The organism is Streptomyces sp. NPDC055099 (assembly GCF_053607685.1).
In genome coordinates, this window is sequence record NZ_JBSGUA010000001.1 from 443130 (window position 1) to 460353 (window position 17224).

The following is a 17224-nucleotide window of genomic DNA, read 5'->3' on the forward strand; positions in this document are numbered from 1 at the left end:
CGACACGACCGGTGTGCCGCCTGACGAGGTCGCGCGGCACATCGCGGCGAAAGTCGCTGTTCGGGAAGGTAGTTGACCGGATAGCGTCCTCGCCCATGACCGACACCACCCGCCAGAACCTGCCGCCCCGCCTGACCGGCCTGACCTTCCACGGCCCGCTCTCCGAGGCGCGGGCCGCTCGCCTCGTCGAGCGTGTCGCGCCGGGCACCGGCTCCGTCCTCGATCTCGGCTGCGGCTGGGGCGAGCTGCTGCTCCGCGTCCTTGAGTCCGCCCCGGAAGCCACCGGCGTGGGCGTCGATCTGTCGGCCGAGGACCTGGCAAGGGGCCGCGCCGCCGCCAAGGAGCGCGGTCTGGCCGAACGCGTCTCCTTCGTCGAGGAGTCGGCGACGGACACCACCCGCGGACCCGCCGACCTGGTGCTGTGCCTGGGGTCGAGCCACGCGCTCAGCTCCGCCGAACCGCCCGGCCACACCGAGGCGGCCTTGGGTGCCCTGCGCGGCCTGGTGAACCCCGGCGGCCGCGTCGTTCTCGGCGAGGGCTTCTGGCAGCGCACGCCCACCGCCGACGAACTCGCCGGGATGTGGCCGGGGGCCCACACCGGCGAACACCTTTACCTGGGCGACCTCGTGGACGCGGCCATCGCCGCGGGCTTCCGCCCCTTGTGGGTGGAGACGGCGAGCGCGGAGGAGTGGGAGGAGTTCGAGTCCGGCTACCGCACGGACGTGGAGGAATGGCTGGCCACGAACCCCGGCCACCCGCTGGCCGCCGAGACCCGCGAGAAGGCCGACCGCCAGCGCTCCACCTGGCTGCGGGGCTACCGCCAGGTGCTCGGCCTCGCGTATCTGACGCTGATGCCGGTGGGCTGAGAGCAGGCCAGGGGCCGGTGGGTGAGGGCGGGCCGCCAGGGCTCAGCCGCTTCCGGCGTCGAACCACGTCCGGGCCAGTGCGTCGAGCGTCGGCTCCGGCGGGGCGGGCAGCTCCCGCAGGTACCAGGGCAAGCTGCTGTAGACGTGGAGCAGGGTGTGGGCGAGGAGTTCGCGCGGCTCGAAGGTGTGGCCGTAGGCGCGCATGAAGCGGCCCAGGAGACCCGGCTCCGCGCGCGTGACGAAGAGGCCGACGCCCACGAAGTCGTACGCCCTGTCCCCGATCATGGCGGGCTCGAAGTCGAAGAGCCCGGTGAGCCCGGCGTGCCCGGTTCCGCCGACCGGGCCGACCAGCAGATGCTGCCGCATGAACTCGGTGTGCAGGAGGACCCTTGGCGCGTCGGCCCGCAGCGGTACCGCGTCCAGGAAGCCGGGGATCTGCTCCAGCCAGCTCTCCGGCAGCCCGCGCTCCCGCTGGCGCGCGACGGCCCCGGCACGCTGTTTACGGAGGAAGGCTCCCCAGTCGCCGGGCCCGAGCACGTCGGCGAGCGGCTCGGGGTCCAGGGCGTGCAGCGCGGCGAGCGCCTCACCGGCCTCGGTGACCAGGCGCTCCCGGTCGGCACGCGGAATGCGCGGCCAGGCCTCGGCGAGGTCTTCGCCGGGCAGCCGGGACATCAGCACGTACCGCCAGCCGTTCTCGTACGCCCCCGCCGCGTGCACCCGCGGTGTGGGGACGGGCAGCCGGTCCTGAAGATGGCTCAGCACCCGCTCCTCGACGAGGCCGTCGTGGGCGACGGAGCCGGGGAAGAGCTTCAGGACGAGGTCGTCCCCGACGGCGTAGACGGGCTGTGTTCCCTCCGTGAACCGGTGGAGGGGCGCTCCGGCGAGGCCGAGCCCGCGGCAGAGGTCCTCGACGCCGGGCCGCATGACCGCCTCGTCGGGGACGACGACGTCCCATTGCTCGTCGGTGTCCACGGTGGGCAGCATGATCGGCACGGTAGGAGAGCGCGCCCGCCACGGCAACGCAATTGTGGGCGGCCCGCCCCGGCGCACACCCCCGCAACACCCCCGCAACACCGACCGAAGTCTGCCGCCCACCTACTTTCGGCCGCTCCCCCGCGGGTGCCTGCCCGCCTAGCGTCGGGGACATGACCAGCGAAGAGAGCCTCGGCCGCCCCGTCCCCCTCCACAAGGACAGGACGACAGTCCTCGGTTACCCGCGCGCCGACCTGCTGACCGTACTCATCGGCATGCCGATCCTCGGCCTCCTGCTCGGCATCGCCCTGCCGCCCCTGGCCCGGTGGCTGAGTGACCTGCCGGTGCTGCCCTGGCGGGACGGCATCACGTTCGTCGGCTCGCTGGACAGGCCGTGGCAGACGGCGATCGCGGCGGGCCTCGGCCTGGTCGCCGGTCTGCTCATCGCCGCCACGGACTTCGACGAGACCCTCAAACTGACGCTGACCGACCGGGAGTTGGTGGCCGACCTGCACGAGACGAAGCGGACCATCGAACGCGCCCGCGTCTCCGCGGTGTTCCTGGACGGCAAGGAGTTGGTGGTCCTCGACCGGTCGTCGTGCGAGTTCACGCGCGGCGTCCACAAGACGTCGGCTGCGGCCCTGGCCAAGGCGTTTCGCTCGCACGGCTACCCGTGGCGGGACGCCGACCCGCACGCGGCCCTGTTCCACCGCTGGATCCCCGGTGCCCCCGGTCTGACCGCCGAGGCGCACGCGGTCCTCGCGGCGCGGAAGGTCGCCCTGAAGAGCAAGGCCGAGGAGGACGTCCGGGACCTCGCCGAGACGATGCAGGGTCTGGGGTACGTCGTACGGGACGAGGGCAAGGACCAGTACTGGCGCCCGCTGGCGGGGGAGGCGGGCGAGAGGGGCGGCACAGCCCAGACCTGAGCGCCACCGCCCACTCCGGCCACCCCCGCCACTGCGGTCGCCCCCGCTACCCCGGTCACCCTCGCCACCCCGGCCTCCCTCGCCACCCCGGTCGCCCCCGCTACCCCGGTCACCCTCGCCACCCCGGTAGCCCTGACCGCCTCGGTCGCCCTGACCACCCCAACCACCCCAACCGCCCCGACCGCCCCGACCGCCCCGACCGCCCCGGGTGCAAAATGGCGATCATGACCCCGCCCCGGACGCCCCCGACCTACCAGCCGGTCCTGGACCGCATCGCCGCCGAGATCGAGAAGGCACCGGGGCGCGGCAGGCCCGCCGACTACATCCCGGCGCTCGCCGCCTGCGACCCGCGCCGCTTCGGCATGGCCGTCGCGGAGCCCGACGGCACGGTGTACGGGGTGGGCGACTGGCGGCAGCCGTTCTCCGCGCAGTCCATCACCAAGGTGTTCACCCTCGCGCTCGACCTGGCCCGCGAGGGCGAAGCCCTGTGGGACCACGTGGGCCGCGAGCCCTCCGGCAACCCCTTCAACTCGCTCGTGCAACTGGAGTACGAGAACGGCATCCCGCGCAATCCCTTCATCAACGCGGGCGCGCTGGTCGTCACCGACCGCCTCCAGACCCAGACGGGCGACGCGGCGGTCACCCTCCTCGACTTCCTGCGGGCGGAGAGCGGCAACGCCGACCTCGCCATCAACGAGAGCGTCGCCGCCTCCGAGTCCGCGCACGGGGACCGGAACGCAGCGCTCGGCCACTTCATGGCGTCGTACGGAAACATCACCAACCCCGTGCCCGTACTCCTGAACCAGTACTTCCGCCAGTGCTCGGTCGAGGCGTCCTGCGCCGACCTGGCCCTCGCCACCGGCTTCCTCGCCCGCCACGGCATCCGCGCCGACGGCACCCGCCTGCTCAGCCGCAGCCAGGCCAAGCAGGTCAACGCGATCATGCTGACATGCGGAACGTACGACGCGGCGGGCGACTTCGCCTACCGCGTGGGACTCCCCGGCAAGAGCGGCGTGGGCGGCGGCATCATCGCCGTCGTCCCCGGCCACTGCACGCTCTGCGTCTGGAGCCCGGGCCTGGACGAACGGGGCAACTCGGTGTCGGGGGTGGCAGCGCTGGACCGCTTCACGACACTGACAGGCTTGTCGGTGTTCTGACGCGCAACGCGCCTCCAGCGGCTTGCCCCCGTCAGAGCACCACGAACTCGACGAACGCGGTCCACGTCGTGGGTTTTACGGCGAGCGGGGCGCGGGTGGTGTCCTTGGAGTCGCGCACGTGCACGTTGGCGGGGCGGATGGCGATCTCTACGCATTCGCCGCCTTCCTCGCTGCTGTAGCTGCTGCTGCGCCATGCCAACTGACCTATGTGCGGCTCGTGTCCGTGCGCGTTCATAGCTCTCCCAGCAACTTCTCTACGTACGCCAATGATTTCCGTGGAGTCAGGGCCTGCGCCCGGATGATCCCGTACTTGCCCTCCAGCACCCGGACCCGCTCCCTCTCCGTGTGGAGACGGCTTACGTTCTGGACCTCTACGTACGCGATCCTGCGCCCTTCCCTTGTCTCGATCAAGGTGAACGGGCCGGCCATCCCGGCATTCTCCTCGCAGCCGAGCGGCATCACCTGGACCTCGACGCTCCGCCGCTCCCCCACCAGGATGATGTGCTCGAACTGACCGCGCAGAACACCCCGTCCTCCGATGGGACGCCGCAGGACAGCCTCATCGATGACGAAGCTGGTGAGTGGAGCAGCACGGCCGGACAGGATCGCCTGCCGGGCCAGGCGCGCGGACACTCGCTGCTCGATGAGCTCGTCGCTCATGGGTGGCCGCATCATCATGAAGATGGCCCGGGCGTACTCCTCCGTCTGCAAGAGCCCGGGCACCGCCTGGTTCGCGTACACGTGCAGCTCAACAGCCTCCGCCTCCAACCGTGCCGCGTCCCGGAAGAACGCCGGATACTGCGCACGAGCCACCTCCTCCTTCCCCGCCCTCAACACCCCGCCCGAGTCCAGCACTTCGTCCGCGCGGTCGATGAACTTCGGCGGCGGAACACGCCTCCCCTGCTCGAACGACGCGATCGTCGAGGACGAGTACCCGGTCAGCGAACCGAGCCTGGCGCGGTCCATCCCCGCCCGTTCCCGGAACAGCTTCAACTGCCGTCCGAACACGCACAGAATGCCCGACCCGACCTCACACTCCGGCTGCTGAACCTCGTCGTCCACGGCGCAGCTCCTCCCGTTCGACCAGCACGGTCAGCGGACTTCGCCGAGCCAACGCACAGCGCGGGAACCGGTCACGCCCGACACCACGTACAAGCGTGCCGCGCACGCGTACAGCCCGCGTCCGTCAGCGCATCACGCCTGTTCAACGCTACGCAGAGTGCACGACCGTTGACCCCATGAAGTCAGCAACTCCCCCGAACGGGCATATGCCACAACGCACCGCACCCGAACGCGAGTTCACGATGCGCTTCACCTCGACCCCGCGTGGCGCCCGCCTCGCCCGCCGTCTCGTCTCGCACCGCCTGAACGACTGGGGCCACCCGTACACGACTCAGGTCAACGAGACACTCACCCTCATCACGGCAGAGCTGACCGCCAACGCCGTACGGCACGGCCACGTTCCCGGGCGGGACTTTCACCTGCAACTCGCCCTGGCCGAGGGAACCTTCCGCATCGAGGTGACAGACACCCGAGCCGAGAAACAGCCCCCGACCACCGCCCCGGCCCCCGACTCCACGTCAGAGTCCGGCCGCGGCCTCCTCCTCGTCACCGCCCTCGCGGACAACTGGGGCGTCACCCCGCGCCCGACCACCCCCGGCAAAACGGTCTGGGCCGAACTGCGCGTACGGACCGCGGCCCGCCCACACTCGGTGGACCACATTTGACGCCCGGGATGCCGCCAGCCCCGGCAGGCAGCGCCGTCAACGACACGCTCCCCCAGGGAGGCTGGCCACACACGGCACGGTGCCCCACCATCCCTCGCAGCCATGTCAGGCACCTCCCGTCGACCGGATGTCACGCAGTTCCCGACGGAGTTGAGCTGCCACCCCAGGACGCGGCAGCTCAAGCAATGAGACAGATCACGCCACTCCAACCGAACTGACGTTGCGTCTGCAACGCCTCATGGGACAGTATGTTCGATACGCTTACGTGGCGTGAGTAACGCATGCGCCTGCTGTGACCGGCAACCAGAGGCAGTGCGCACATAGTTGGCGAGTTACGGGGGTGGACTCATGAAGTTCGACATGGGAGACACGACTCTCGCGGTGCTGGGGAAGAACACCGCGGGGTCCAGCGACGATCTCGGGACGCTGATCAGCCTGCTGGTGCAGGCGGCCGAGCCGCTGGAGGGCAAGTTCAACGGGGCGGGCAAGGCAACCTTCGACTCGTTCAAGCTGCGCGCGGACGAGATCACCTCGGATCTGAACGGGGCGCTGTCCTCGATCCTGGGCGGCCAGGCGGGCATGGACACCGCGTTCGGCTCCGGTGACCAGGAGCAGTCCGACAACGCGCACCAGAACATGGGCGCGGCCAACTTCGACGGCGCCCGCTTCTCCGGCTGAGCCCAAGTCAACCGACGCACTCAGCAGCGCACTTCTTACACAGGGGGAATTTTGTCATGGCTGGAAACCAGGATCGCCGCTCCTACGACACCGGCGCCTCATCGGACGTGCAGGGCGGCCTGCAGATCATCATCGGCCAGCTGGAGCGGGTTCTCGGCGACCGCGACCGCGCCGTGAAGGCCGCGATGGCCGACTACCAGGCCGACGGCGTCTCGGACGACTACCACGGCAAGGAAGTCCGCTGGAACAAGGCGGCCAACGAGGTCCGAGAAATCATCCGCCTCGTCCGCACCACGCTGGAACAGAACGACGGCACCGCCCAGTCGACACTCGCGCGGGCGCGCGCGGCGGTCGACAACATCGGCTGAACGACGCGTAGTTGCGGACTCGAACAGCGTGATCACAGGGGGGACGCATGCCGAAGTGGGACATTGATCCGGCCGGGGTGGGAGTTTTGGCCTCGCTCATGGGCGACGTGCTGGACGCCCTGAATGATGTGGTTCAGACGTACGGCGAGGAACTGGAAGGCGCGGCCAAGACGGCCGGCACTGTCGCTCCGGGCGGAGCCAGTGGCGGTGGACAGGGTCAGCCGTCAGGGCTGGTGGCCGCTGCCCTGGCCGAGTTCGCCACAGGCACGGCGGCTGAGCTGCAGTTCATCGGCGCACGGGCCGGCAAGTCGGTCAATGGCGCGCTGACCGCCACGGCCGCCTACCAGACCGGGGACATAGAAATGGCGGCTCGTACGCAACAGCAGGCAGCCGGCGTGATCGATAAGGATCTGGACATGCCGGGTGGCTGGAAGCGCGGCCAGCTGTGATCGATCCGGCGAAAATACCCCAGTTCACGGGCGATCTAGACCAGTTGAGCCACCACATCGGCGGTCTGCGACGCGCAGCCGAGGGCATCCGGATGGGCGGCAGCACCGCTCACAGCCAGTTTCAGACCCTGGCCGCGGTCTACTCCGCGCCCGAGGCGGAGGACTTGTTCGCCTCGACCGCACCGGTGCGCGACGGCGCGGACACCTACGCCAACAAGGTCGTCACGGTCGCGGAGGCGCTGGCGGAGTACGCCTCGACCGTCAAACCGATCGCTGAACGACTCAAGCGCCTGCAGGCGCAGGCCGTCGACTTCCTGAACGACGTGCGGGGTGACGACGGCAAGATCGACGACGACTGGCGCAAGGACGAGAGCAAGCACAACGAGTACACGACCCTCTACAACGACATCGCCGAGGCGGAGGCCGCGTTCCAGATAGCCGAGGTCGCCGCCAACAACAAGATCACCGCACTGGTCGACGGCACCCAGTACGTCATGGAGACCGGCGGCAACATGCTCCGCCCCATCGGCGCGAAGACCTACGGCTACACCGCCGACGTCCTCAAGCAGATGGAGAAGCTGCCCTGGGGCACGCCTGAGACGAGGAAGCGCGAAGGCCTGGAATGGGTCTCGTATCAGGTCACCAGCTTCACCGAGGGCTTCCTCGTCGACGGAGGCTGGGAAACGGTCAAGGGCCTGGCGACGCTGGCGGGATTCAACGGGAGCGACGCCCAGGGTCAGGCCTGGAAGGGTCTTGGCTTGCTGGCCACCGGCGTGGCATTCAGCACCATGCCCGGCGTCAGCAATAAGTACTGGCAGACCCCCGCGAACAAGCTCCCCCCACTGATGCGTGATTCCCGCCGCGCGGTGACAGAAACCGGCAAGGCCCTCGTCGCCTACGACATGTGGAGCAAGAACCCGGCCCGCGCCGGAGGCACCGTCTCCTTCAACGTCATCACGACAGTCTTCACCGGTGGAGCAGGTGCTGCCGCCAAGGGCGGAACGGCGGCACGAGCCGCCGCGATCGCGGGCAAGGGCGCCAGACTGATCGATCCGGCCACCTATGTCGTCAAGGGCACGAAGTTCACCGCGGTCACCATCCGGGACACGTTCGCGCACCTCAAGAACGGCCGCGGCACCGTGAACCTGGAAATGCCGGTCGGCGCCTACCGGCTTCCCGAACAGGCCTCGACCCTGCCCGAGCGCGCGGCGGGAGTGCCCGAGGACGCCGTTCGGTACGCAGACCCTGACGGCAATGCCATCTACCTTCACCCCATCACGCACGACCTGCTGGACGAGCACGGCAAGGTCATCCAGCGGTCCGACGAGGTGACTGCGGAGGGTACAGCGGCGGAGCGCGCTGGCGCACAGGCCGAGATGCCCTCCGTGCACGATCCGCTCCGCGAACCAGTTATGGCTGGCGCCCGTGCCGGAGACGGCGCAGGCGCGGCAGCCGGTCGGGCTGGGGACGGCAGCGATGGCGCGGGGCGCGCTGTCTCGGGTGGGGCGGAAAATCACGCACCAGGCGGTCGTGCCCACGACTCTGGAGGTGGCTCTGCGGCTGGTCATGAATCACCTGGCGGCGCACCACACGGCCACTCAGGTCCCGGCTCTGACACCGTGGACGGCGCCCGTCGCGGCAGCGCGGGCCATGGGCCCACCGAGCGCTCGGGAGGTGATCATGGCGCCAACTCGACCGCGGAGAATGGCTCCCATTACCCCAACCACTCGGGTCCGCACGATGGTGCCCCCCATACATCGCCGATTCACCCGCCCTACTACGACGAGAACCCGAGAGGTATCGGCTATCACAGCGATGGCGAGTCTGTACCCAAGGGTGATCCGGTGGCAGATCATCTTCGTACCGACCTCGACGATGCGCCAGCACCTGGCCTGTCGGAGAAGAGCCTCATCCGACTTCCCGAGGCACGCATCACGCGTACCAACGGCCTCATAACGCACGTTGATGGTCGCCCTGTTGAGGATTACCTGAAGGACCTCTCCTACGAGCGTGGGGCCGCTTACCGGAACGCCAAGGCGGACGGCACCCTCGGTCGGAAGACCGTCGGTGCATGTGTTGGATCCGTAATTGACCTACGGACCGGAGAGGTCATCGAGGGAGTCAACGGTAAAGCTAGGGATGTCATCTCAGCTGAAAATCTCCACCCGACGCTGGCTCAGCGACTTCACTCCATCCCCAACGTTCATCCAGACAACCCACTGGGACATGCCGAAGTAAAGGCTGCCAACGAACTGCTCTGGCAGCGAACGAGGAAGGGGCTCCCTGACGGAGAGGGTGCACTTGCAGAGCTAAGCGCGTCGGTGGAGCTTCCCTACGTGCGTCACCCGCTCACCGGGGCACCGGGGCGTCCAGCCCCGTTCTGCGCAAACTGTCTCCATATGCTGGAGGGGGTAGACAGCACCTATGGTAGACATCCGGACTATCCACCGAGCGATGAGACTTGGATTCCCTAATGCCGAACACGAAGCGAATCGATATCGACGACCCCGATGTGGACATGGACGCCGGTCAGCGACTGCTGTATCAGGGCGAACTATTCACTGGTGAGGTAGAGGAGCGACTTGGCGACCGCGTCATCAGCCTCGATGTATACGTAGATGGAATACAGGACGGAATCGAGCGCGAGTGGTACGAAGACGGGACTCTGCGGTCTGAAGGGCTTGTTCGTAGAGGACGCGCTGTTGGATTCTGTCGAGAGTGGCACCGGAACGGAAATCTGGCAGTAGAGCAAGTGTTCAACGACGACGGTTTTCTAGTCAAAGAGCGGAAGTGGGATGAACAAGGGCAGCTCACCAGGGACTGGGAAGCGGAACCGCAGGGCCCAAGCACGTACGAGTAGGCTTGACAATGGTCTGACCCCTCAGGGAACTGCATGTCAACACTTATGGGCGCAAAAAAGGAATGCGGATCCTGGTTTTGGGATCTGGACGAGATCGCGCCATCCGGTATCGACTCTCCATTGAGCGTCGCAGCAAGAATGGTCGAGGTGCTCGATCAGTACGAGCTGTTTGTGCCGAGCGGCCTGGAATGCATGTGGCTCACCTCCGGGAAAGGGTTCACAGGGATAATGAGCACGATCTTCATTCGAAACCTGACAGACCCAGAAATCCCTCACAAGCTCTCTGGAAGCCGCCCTGCAGCATTCTCCGAAGCGAAGATCCGAGACTTCAACGTCATCGGTACTGGAATCTGGCACGACGCTGAGGGGCGCCCCCGAAAGGAGCCCCGCCTTGTGGATCTTTCCGTCACAACTTCCTCCTACGGCCCGACAGCAACCATTTCGGTTCACCACGACATTTGGAGCTGGTTCGACTTCTCCGGCCGTCCGCATCCGGAGGTGCAGAACAGGAATGCCCCTCGGCTTGCCGACGCCCTGCGCGAACTCAACTCCGCACTGGGCGTGGAAGCCGAGACAGGTGAGCCGACGTACTTCGGGCATGCCGTCGACTTCGGCATCAGTACGCCGGACGCTGATGAGAGTGGGCTGGGGCCAGACCTGACGGACAAGCTGTAACAGCCATGAGCTGGACTGCTTCCCCGAGACGCCATGCGGGGTCAGGGGCCCACTCAGCCGCGCTCCCACTCCCAGAAGTGTTGCGGCTGCTCGATGATCAGGCCGCCGGGCGGCCTGTGCTGCGGCATCTGGTCACCGCGAACGGCTCGGCCTCGCGCACGACAGCACGCTCGAGTCCGCCGGGACATCGGACGGCGCCGTGCTGCGGCTGGTGCGGGCCGAGGACGCGCCCTCCGCGCCCGTCGCGCACCCCCCCGATCGCGGCACCCCTCATCCGCCGCGGCCGCCGCCGCAAGCTCATCCAGACCGCCCTCACCAAAGAGGCAGAAAAGACTGACACGGAGACCCGCTGACCGTGACCAAGGACGTCATCGCCCTCACCCCCAAGATGCCCGACCCCTGGGCCGTGATGGCCGGCCTTGGCGCGGCCGGCCCCGAGGCAGAACTGACCACCACGGCCGACGAGGCGGTCATCCAGATCTGCGGCGTCGGAGGACGCCCCCTCGTCTCGATCGAGGCGCCCATCCTCGTCCAGGTACCCGGCGAGGCACAGCGCCTGCTGGGCCACCAAGTCCCCGCCCCGGACGGGTCGTTCTGGTGGACCGAAGCGCGCGCCACCACCGCCGCCGCTGAGGCCGGACAACTCGCGGGCTCCGTCTGCGGGCGTCTGACACTCCTGCTAGGCGGTAGCACCTGGCCTCCCGGGGCTGCCACGACAGATGTCGTCCCTCCGGCCACTGACCTGACCGCGCTTTCCTCCACTAGTCAGCCAACGGTGGACGTCCTCACCGACTCGACCGCCGTCGTCCTGCACGACCGGCCCGTCCTCGCCCTCACCACCTGGCTCTCCGACGTGCTGCGCACCACCACTCAGAGTGCTCTCAGCCTGCAGATCGTCACCCCACCCCACGTCCGCCTGAGCACACCCGCCCGCACCACCCTGGCCAGAAGCCCGAACCGCTGGATCATCCAGGATCCCACCGACGGTTACTACGACGGCCTGACAGGGGCCGTGCTCCGTTGGCAGGACGGCACCTTCGCCCCCGCGCTCAACGCAGACGGCCAGACGGCCATGGCCCAGGCCTTCACCACGATCACACCGACCGACGACCGCCAACTGATCGTCGCCTTCCGGACCGAACACCCGGCCGACGATCAACTCGTCCTCGGCCGCTCCCTGGAAACCGCTTGGGAAATCCTTACCGGCGCATCCCCCGCAGGCTGGGGCACTGCAGAGCCGATCAACCTACCCTGGTCCACACGTCAGTTGACCGACCTCGCCCGCGACCGTGCTCCTGCACCCACCCACCTGCTCGTCATCGGCCACCCCGACCGTCCTGCGATCGCCACTCACCGCATCACCCGGACCACCACCGGCGTCCTGGAAAACATCACTCTCACCCTGGGCTACGGTCCCGACGAGACCCCGCCCCTCGATGCAATCGAGCCCCTGGCGGAAACCTTGGTCACCGAACACGGTCTGGCCACCATGCTGACGTCCCTGCGCAGGGCCCGCCGCGACCTCGCCGCCCCACCTCACTTCGAGGCCCCACCAGTCCCGCTTTCCCTCACCCTCGGCCCGGACGACGTACGAGACATCGGCCTCACACACGCCCGCCGCTCGCCCCTGAGCCTGCACGCCGTACAGCTCGGGCCCACGGCCAAGCCCGCGCTTCACTACCCCTTGGGCGACGGCACCAGCGGCGAAGCCTGGACCACTCTCCAGCAGCTCACGCAACACCTCAAAGCCGCCCCAGGATCTGCCATCTGATCCAGAGCCTGCGCACGGCCATCGCGGCGGCACCAATCGACGTGCCTCTACGAGTGCACCTCGCCGAACTGCTGCTGCCGGCCGGTGTCGGATCCCCGCGTGCACACACCCCGTGCACGACCACGCGGGAACACCCCAGGTCAGCCGGGAACAGCACCACCAACGCCAAACGGCCCGTCCCCGGGTATAAACCCAGGTCAGGGCCGTAAAGGCAGACGAGTCGGGCTGTACGCCGGGTTCTGTCGCCCGGTCGCCTCGCGGCGGCCGGGGAGACGGCCATCCATCTAGGGTCCGCATTGCTGCGGACCTCGTGCGGTCTACCCGCGGACTCGGGCGGGCAGCCCTCGGTCGTCCGCGCAGAAACACCGAGGTGTTTCCTTTTGACCTTGCTCCAGGTGGGGTTTACCTAGCCGCCTGAGTCACCTCAGGCGCTGGTGGTCTCTTACACCACCGTTTCACCCTTACCGGAGACCGAAGCCTCCGGCGGTCTGTTTTCTGTGGCACTGTCCCGCGGGTCACCCCGGGTGGCCGTTAGCCACCACCTTGCCCTGTGGAGCCCGGACGTTCCTCGGGAAGATCCCCTGGTGAGGGAAGCTCCACGCGGCCGTCCGCCCGGCTCGTCTGCCGTGCCGACCATGCTACCCGGCGGACAGGGTCGCGCGGCCGACGGCCTCGGTTGCGCCGTCCGGCGGGTCCCACCCCGTCGCTGCTTGACCTTGCCGCAGCGTCAACGTTTCTACTGGCCCCATGAACGCGATGCGAGGGGCCCCATGAAGGGGGCGGGCGGGATGCGGATCGGGGAGCTTGCCGGGATCGTCGGTGTCACCACTCGGGCCATCCGGCACTATCACCACCTCGGGCTGCTGCCCGAGCCCGAGCGCCGGGCCAATGGTTATCGGGAGTACGGGCTGCGGCACGCCGTCGCGCTGGCGCGGATCCGGCGGCTGACCGAGCTGGGGCTCGGGCTCGCCGAGGTGCGGGACGTGCTCGCGGACGACGCGGGGCGCGAGCTGGCCGAGGTGCTCGCCGAGCTGGACTCGGACCTCGCCCGGCAGGAGACCGCGATCCGCGAGCGGCGGGAGCGGCTGCGGGTGCTGCTGGACGACGCGGAACACGGGCGGCTGTCCGTCGAGGGGCCCGTCTCGCCGCAACTGGGCGAGTTCTTCGCCGAGATGGCCCGTTCCGGTGCCGGCCGCGAGGGTCCCGAGTCCGCGATGGCCGCGAAGGACCGGGAACTGCTCGCCCTGATCGACACGACGGCGCCCCCGGAGGAACACGACAGGTTCATGGCCGCGCTGCACCCCGCGATGTCCACCCCGGACGCCGTGGAGCGCGCGCACGAGGTGTACGCGCTGCTCGACGCGCTCGCGGAAGCCGACCTCGCCGATCCGCGTACGCAGGCCGCCGTGGACGAGGCGGCGCAAGCGCTCGTCGCGGCTCTGCCCGACTCGCTCCTGGAGGAGCTGGGCACCGAGGGCGTACAGGCGGTGGCCGACGGGCGGGGTCGCGGCGACGACCGGTTCCTCGAGGCCTTCTTCTCCGACTTCTCCCCCGCCCAGGCGGAGGCCGTGCGCCGCGGGATGCGGCTCCTCATCGAACGGGGTGCGCGATGACCAGGCTGGTGCGGGGCCTCGCCTGGGTGGTCGTACCTGTCGAAGTCGTGCTTGTTGTATGTCTGTTGGCGGGGAACGTACTCCCCTTGCGCGTGCTGGTCGGTGTCGAAGCCGTGGCCCTGGCCTTGCTCCTCGTCGAGTGCGTGGGGCTCCTGATTCTGTACCGGCGGGGCGGGCGCGCGGCTCTGAGGGAGGTCGTGCCGGAGCCGGTGCGGCGGATCGTCGGGCACGAGGTGCGGGCGCTGACCAGCCTGGTGCTGTGGGTGGCGCGGCGGCGGCACGGGGTGCGGGAGGGGGACCTCGCCTTCGGGCACGCCCGGGATCAGGCCGCGATGCTCTACGGCTTCGTGTTAGTCTCCGTCGTGGAGACCGTCGGGCTCGCGCTACTGCTGCGGAACTGGCCCACGCTCCACGCGATCACCCTCGTGATCGACGTCTACGGCGTGATCCTGATGCTCGGCATCCACGCCGCCTCCGTGACCCGGCCGCACGTGCTCTCCGCCGACTCACTCCGCGTACGCCACGGCGCCCACCGGGACGTGACGATACCGCTGGAGCGGATCGCCGCCGCGCGCGGTGAGCGGCGCTTCACGCACGAGGCCGCCGACGGGGTGCTCGACATTCCGGTCGCCGCGCAGACCTCCCTCACGCTGGAGCTGACGGAGCCCGTGATGGCGGTCGGTTTTCTTGGCGGGCGCCGGCCCGTGACGACCGTACGGCTGCACTCCGACGAGCCGGCGGAGCTGCGGGCGGCGCTGGGGCGGGCCCTGGAGCGTATGCAACTCACGCAGGCTCGAACTGCACCTTCGCCGCCCCTGGATCGGCCTGCGTGAGCCGCACCCGCAGCCGCTCCCCCAGCGGCAGCGGCAGCGCGCCGGTGCCGCCCTCGATGCGGGCGACGATCGCGGGGTCGGTCAACTGGACCGTCCCGACGGCGGGTTCACGCTCCTGGACGTCCACCACCACCGCGTCGAAGAGCTCGCCGACCCGGTCCTTGAGCAGCGCGGCCTCGACGAGGTCCACGCACTCGCGCTCCACGGTGTTGGCGCGCCGCGTCCCGTCCGCCATCTCCTTGGGCAGCTCGGGAAGCGCGGCGAGCACCCACTCGGGCGGTTCGTCCCCGGCGACCGCGGCCAGGCACAGCTCGGAGGCGTAGCGGTCGACGAGGCGGCGCAGCGGGGCGGTGCAGTGGGCGTAGGGGGCGGCGACGGCGGCGTGGGTGATCAGCTCCGGTACGTCGCCGCCGCTGAACGCGGTGTAGCCCGCGCCTCGCAGGAGCGTCGTGCACTCCTGGAGGAACGCGGCGTGGTGCGGTCGGCGCGGGTCCAGGGAGCGGACGAGCTCGGCGTACGGGACGTGGTGCGGCCAGTCGACGTCCAGGGCCTTCGCGGTGCGGCGCAGGCGGCCGACGGCGCCGTCCGGGGCGGTGGGGAGAGTCCGCAGGATTCCGGCCCCCGACTGGATCATCAGCTCGGCGGCGGCCATGCCGGTGAGGAGGGAGATCTGGGCGTTCCACCCGTCGGCGGGAAGTGGCGCGCGGAAGTCCAGCTCGTACGTGCCGTTCCGCTCGACGATCTCCTGTTCGGGCACGTTGAGGGAGATGCCGCCGCGCTCGACCTCCAGCCGTTCGCGCAGCCGCCCGATGCCGGCGAGCAGCGCGAGCGACTCCTCGGCGGTGCCGCCGTCGATGGCCTGCTGCACGCCGTCGTAGTCGAGCTTGGCGCGGCTGCGTACGAGGGCGCGGCGCACGTCGGTGGAGACGGCGCGCCCCTCTCCGTCGAGGTCGATGGTCCACAACACCGCCGGGCAGTCCTGGCCCGGCAGCAGGCTGGCCGCGCCCTCGCTCAGGGCGGTGGGGTGCAGCGGCACCTTCTCGTCGGGGAAGTAGAGGGTGGTGACGCGGCGGTGGGCCTCCGCGTCGAGCGGCCCGCCGGGCGTGACGTACGCGGCGACGTCCGCGATGGCGTACCGCACCCGGAATCCGCCGCCGCGCCGGGAGAGGTGCATCGCCTGGTCCAGGTCGACGGAGGTGGGCGGGTCGATGGTGAACAGGGGGATGTCGGTCGCGTCGTGCGCGGGAAGCCGTGGAGCGGCGAGGGCCTGCTCGGCATCGGCCAGGACGTTCGCGGGAAATCCCTCGGGCACGTCCAGCTTCGTACGCAGCTCACGCAGCAAGCCCCGCAGGGGAGCTTCGGCTGCGCCGGTCACGCGGAGATGGCGACGGGGCATGGGTCGAGCGTAGGCGGGGAGGGGCGGGGTGGCACGGTGGAGGGAGGCGTGGGCGTCCCGGGGACCCGGTGACGATTACCCTGGCGCAGGGTCCGCACCCCCCACCCGTTGCCCTCCGAAGGAGACCCATGCTCGTCCTGCTGCCGCCCTCCGAAGGCAAGGCGCCCTCCGGCCGTGGCGCCCCCCTGAAGCCGGAGTCGCTCTCCCTGCCGGCGCTCGCGGACGCGCGGCAGGCGGTGCTCGACGAGCTGGTCGATCTCTGCGTGGGGGACGAGGAGAAGGCCCGTGACGTCCTCGGTCTGAGCGAGGGTCTGCGGGGCGAGGTCGCGAAGAACGCCGAGCTGCGTACGGCGGGCGCGCGTCCCGCGGGCGAGATCTACACGGGCGTTCTGTACGACGCGCTTGGCCTCGCCACGCTGGACGCCGCCGCCAAGCGCCGTGCGGCGCGCTCCCTTCTGGTCTTCTCCGGGCTGTGGGGCGCCGTCGGCGTCACCGACCGCATCCCCTCCTACCGATGCTCGATGGGCGTGAAGCTGCCCGGCCTCGGCGCGCTCGGCGCCTACTGGCGTACGCCGATGGCCTTGGCGATGCCCGAGGCCGCGGGCGACGGGCTCGTGCTGGACCTGCGGTCGTCGGCGTACGCGGCGGCGTGGAAGCCGAAGGGGGAGGTCGCGGACCGGACGGCGACGGTGCGGGTGCTGCACGCGCAGATGGTCGACGGGGTGGAGAAGCGGTCCGTCGTCTCGCACTTCAACAAGGCGACGAAGGGGCGGATCGTTAGGTCGCTCCTGGAGACCGGCACGCAGCCGAAGAGTCCTGCCGAGCTGGTGGAGGCGCTGCGGGATCTCGGGCATGTGGTGGAGGCGGAGGCGCCGTCCAAGGCGGGCAAGGCGTGGGCCTTGGACGTGGTGGTGCGGGAGATTCACTGAACCC

The 17224-nt window shown here is 69.4% G+C and carries 18 protein-coding genes, 1 other RNA gene and 1 pseudogene; 15 read left to right on the top strand and 5 right to left on the bottom strand.

Annotated features, from left to right (window positions below):
- Positions 1 to 95 precede the first annotated feature (95 nt).
- A complete protein-coding gene (locus tag ACWFRU_RS01995) occupies positions 96 to 866 on the top strand; it encodes an SAM-dependent methyltransferase (RefSeq protein ID WP_453683801.1) in 771 nt (256 codons plus the stop codon).
- 42 nt (positions 867 to 908) lie between these two features.
- On the opposite strand, the gene ACWFRU_RS02000 is transcribed toward ACWFRU_RS01995, so the two are convergent.
- Positions 909 to 1850, bottom strand: coding sequence for a phosphotransferase family protein (locus ACWFRU_RS02000; protein WP_453683802.1), 942 nt, complete (start codon positions 1848 to 1850; stop codon positions 909 to 911).
- A 161-nt stretch (positions 1851 to 2011) separates the two neighbouring features.
- On the opposite strand from ACWFRU_RS02000, the gene ACWFRU_RS02005 reads away from it, so the two are divergent.
- Together ACWFRU_RS02005 and ACWFRU_RS02010 are read left to right on the top strand one after the other, a co-directional pair.
- Entirely contained in the window at positions 2012 to 2764 is a 753-nt protein-coding gene (locus ACWFRU_RS02005) for a DUF883 C-terminal domain-containing protein (protein ID WP_453683803.1), read from the top strand.
- A 215-nt stretch (positions 2765 to 2979) separates the two neighbouring features.
- The gene (locus ACWFRU_RS02010) at positions 2980 to 3921 is read left to right on the top strand and encodes a glutaminase (protein ID WP_453683804.1); all 942 of its coding nucleotides are present in this window, start codon (positions 2980 to 2982) and stop codon (positions 3919 to 3921) included.
- Positions 3922 to 3952: 31 nt separating this feature from the next.
- Here ACWFRU_RS02010 and ACWFRU_RS02015 read toward each other — a convergent pair whose 3' ends face one another.
- Positions 3953 to 4156: a DUF397 domain-containing protein gene (locus ACWFRU_RS02015; RefSeq protein ID WP_453683805.1), complete on the bottom strand. Its 204-nt coding sequence runs from the start codon at positions 4154 to 4156 to the stop codon at positions 3953 to 3955.
- Positions 4153 to 4983: a helix-turn-helix domain-containing protein gene (locus ACWFRU_RS02020; RefSeq protein WP_453683806.1), complete on the bottom strand. Its 831-nt coding sequence runs from the start codon at positions 4981 to 4983 to the stop codon at positions 4153 to 4155. The genes ACWFRU_RS02015 and ACWFRU_RS02020 overlap by 4 nt, the downstream gene beginning before the upstream one ends.
- Positions 4984 to 5159: 176 nt before the next feature.
- Between ACWFRU_RS02020 and ACWFRU_RS02025 the strand changes: the two genes are divergently transcribed.
- From ACWFRU_RS02025 to ACWFRU_RS02065, 9 genes and pseudogenes are all read left to right on the top strand, one after another.
- On the top strand, positions 5160 to 5648 hold the full coding sequence (locus tag ACWFRU_RS02025) for an ATP-binding protein (protein ID WP_453683807.1): 489 nt from the start codon (positions 5160 to 5162) through the stop codon (positions 5646 to 5648).
- Positions 5649 to 5996: 348 nt separating this feature from the next.
- Positions 5997 to 6326: a hypothetical protein gene (locus ACWFRU_RS02030; protein ID WP_453683808.1), complete on the top strand. Its 330-nt coding sequence runs from the start codon at positions 5997 to 5999 to the stop codon at positions 6324 to 6326.
- Between the two features lie 56 nt (positions 6327 to 6382).
- Positions 6383 to 6694, top strand: coding sequence for a pore-forming ESAT-6 family protein (locus ACWFRU_RS02035; RefSeq protein WP_351161619.1), 312 nt, complete (start codon positions 6383 to 6385; stop codon positions 6692 to 6694).
- Between the two features lie 47 nt (positions 6695 to 6741).
- Positions 6742 to 7143, top strand: a complete 402-nt coding sequence (locus tag ACWFRU_RS02040) for a DUF6507 family protein (RefSeq protein ID WP_453683809.1) — start codon at positions 6742 to 6744, stop codon at positions 7141 to 7143.
- Positions 7140 to 9617: a YwqJ-related putative deaminase gene (locus tag ACWFRU_RS02045; RefSeq protein WP_453683810.1), complete on the top strand. Its 2478-nt coding sequence runs from the start codon at positions 7140 to 7142 to the stop codon at positions 9615 to 9617. The genes ACWFRU_RS02040 and ACWFRU_RS02045 overlap by 4 nt, the downstream gene beginning before the upstream one ends.
- Entirely contained in the window at positions 9617 to 10003 is a 387-nt protein-coding gene (locus ACWFRU_RS02050; protein WP_453683811.1) for a toxin-antitoxin system YwqK family antitoxin, read from the top strand. The genes ACWFRU_RS02045 and ACWFRU_RS02050 overlap by 1 nt, the downstream gene beginning before the upstream one ends.
- A gap of 33 nt (positions 10004 to 10036) precedes the next feature.
- Positions 10037 to 10678, top strand: coding sequence for a hypothetical protein (locus tag ACWFRU_RS02055; RefSeq protein ID WP_453683812.1), 642 nt, complete (start codon positions 10037 to 10039; stop codon positions 10676 to 10678).
- A gap of 5 nt (positions 10679 to 10683) precedes the next feature.
- Positions 10684 to 10928 (top strand): annotated as a pseudogene (locus ACWFRU_RS02060) (EsaB/YukD family protein); the annotation flags it as partial.
- A 105-nt stretch (positions 10929 to 11033) separates the two neighbouring features.
- Positions 11034 to 12449 (top strand): DUF6177 family protein, encoded by a 1416-nt coding sequence (locus tag ACWFRU_RS02065; protein WP_453683813.1) that lies wholly within the window; start codon positions 11034 to 11036, stop codon positions 12447 to 12449.
- Between the two features lie 212 nt (positions 12450 to 12661).
- Here ACWFRU_RS02065 and rnpB read toward each other — a convergent pair.
- Positions 12662 to 13069, bottom strand: an RNA gene (gene rnpB, locus ACWFRU_RS02070) — RNase P RNA component class A.
- Between the two features lie 168 nt (positions 13070 to 13237).
- Here rnpB and ACWFRU_RS02075 point away from each other — a divergent pair.
- Both ACWFRU_RS02075 and ACWFRU_RS02080 read left to right on the top strand, forming a co-directional pair.
- Entirely contained in the window at positions 13238 to 14062 is an 825-nt protein-coding gene (locus tag ACWFRU_RS02075; RefSeq protein WP_453683814.1) for a MerR family transcriptional regulator, read from the top strand.
- A complete protein-coding gene (locus ACWFRU_RS02080) occupies positions 14059 to 14895 on the top strand; it encodes a hypothetical protein (protein WP_453683815.1) in 837 nt (278 codons plus the stop codon). The genes ACWFRU_RS02075 and ACWFRU_RS02080 overlap by 4 nt, the downstream gene beginning before the upstream one ends.
- On the opposite strand, the gene ACWFRU_RS02085 is transcribed toward ACWFRU_RS02080, so the two are convergent.
- Entirely contained in the window at positions 14846 to 16291 is a 1446-nt protein-coding gene (locus ACWFRU_RS02085) for an RNB domain-containing ribonuclease (RefSeq protein WP_453683816.1), read from the bottom strand. The genes ACWFRU_RS02080 and ACWFRU_RS02085 overlap by 50 nt on opposite strands.
- A gap of 128 nt (positions 16292 to 16419) precedes the next feature.
- Here ACWFRU_RS02085 and yaaA point away from each other — a divergent pair, with 128 nt between their 5' ends.
- Positions 16420 to 17220 carry a peroxide stress protein YaaA gene (gene yaaA / locus ACWFRU_RS02090; protein ID WP_453683817.1) on the top strand — a complete coding sequence of 267 codons (801 nt, stop codon included), beginning with the start codon at positions 16420 to 16422 and terminating at the stop codon, positions 17218 to 17220.
- The last annotated feature ends 4 nt before the right edge of the window (positions 17221 to 17224 follow it).

Bases quoted from the DNA above. Each gene is read 5' to 3' on its own strand.
- ACWFRU_RS02015 (WP_453683805.1), bottom strand. From the start codon at position 4,156: ATGAACGCGCACGGACACGAGCCGCACATAGGTCAGTTGGCATGGCGC.
- yaaA (WP_453683817.1), top strand. From the start codon at position 16,420: ATGCTCGTCCTGCTGCCGCCCTCCGAAGGCAAGGCGCCCTCCGGCCGT.
- ACWFRU_RS02055 (WP_453683812.1), top strand. From the start codon at position 10,037: ATGTCAACACTTATGGGCGCAAAAAAGGAATGCGGATCCTGGTTTTGG.
- ACWFRU_RS02080 (WP_453683815.1), top strand. From the start codon at position 14,059: ATGACCAGGCTGGTGCGGGGCCTCGCCTGGGTGGTCGTACCTGTCGAA.
- ACWFRU_RS02035 (WP_351161619.1), top strand. From the start codon at position 6,383: ATGGCTGGAAACCAGGATCGCCGCTCCTACGACACCGGCGCCTCATCG.
- ACWFRU_RS01995 (WP_453683801.1), top strand. From the start codon at position 96: ATGACCGACACCACCCGCCAGAACCTGCCGCCCCGCCTGACCGGCCTG.
- ACWFRU_RS02050 (WP_453683811.1), top strand. From the start codon at position 9,617: ATGCCGAACACGAAGCGAATCGATATCGACGACCCCGATGTGGACATG.
- ACWFRU_RS02025 (WP_453683807.1), top strand. From the start codon at position 5,160: ATGAAGTCAGCAACTCCCCCGAACGGGCATATGCCACAACGCACCGCA.
- ACWFRU_RS02000 (WP_453683802.1), bottom strand. From the start codon at position 1,850: ATGCTGCCCACCGTGGACACCGACGAGCAATGGGACGTCGTCGTCCCC.
- ACWFRU_RS02040 (WP_453683809.1), top strand. From the start codon at position 6,742: ATGCCGAAGTGGGACATTGATCCGGCCGGGGTGGGAGTTTTGGCCTCG.
- ACWFRU_RS02010 (WP_453683804.1), top strand. From the start codon at position 2,980: ATGGCGATCATGACCCCGCCCCGGACGCCCCCGACCTACCAGCCGGTC.
- ACWFRU_RS02085 (WP_453683816.1), bottom strand. From the start codon at position 16,291: ATGCCCCGTCGCCATCTCCGCGTGACCGGCGCAGCCGAAGCTCCCCTG.
- ACWFRU_RS02030 (WP_453683808.1), top strand. From the start codon at position 5,997: ATGAAGTTCGACATGGGAGACACGACTCTCGCGGTGCTGGGGAAGAAC.
- ACWFRU_RS02005 (WP_453683803.1), top strand. From the start codon at position 2,012: ATGACCAGCGAAGAGAGCCTCGGCCGCCCCGTCCCCCTCCACAAGGAC.
- ACWFRU_RS02075 (WP_453683814.1), top strand. From the start codon at position 13,238: ATGCGGATCGGGGAGCTTGCCGGGATCGTCGGTGTCACCACTCGGGCC.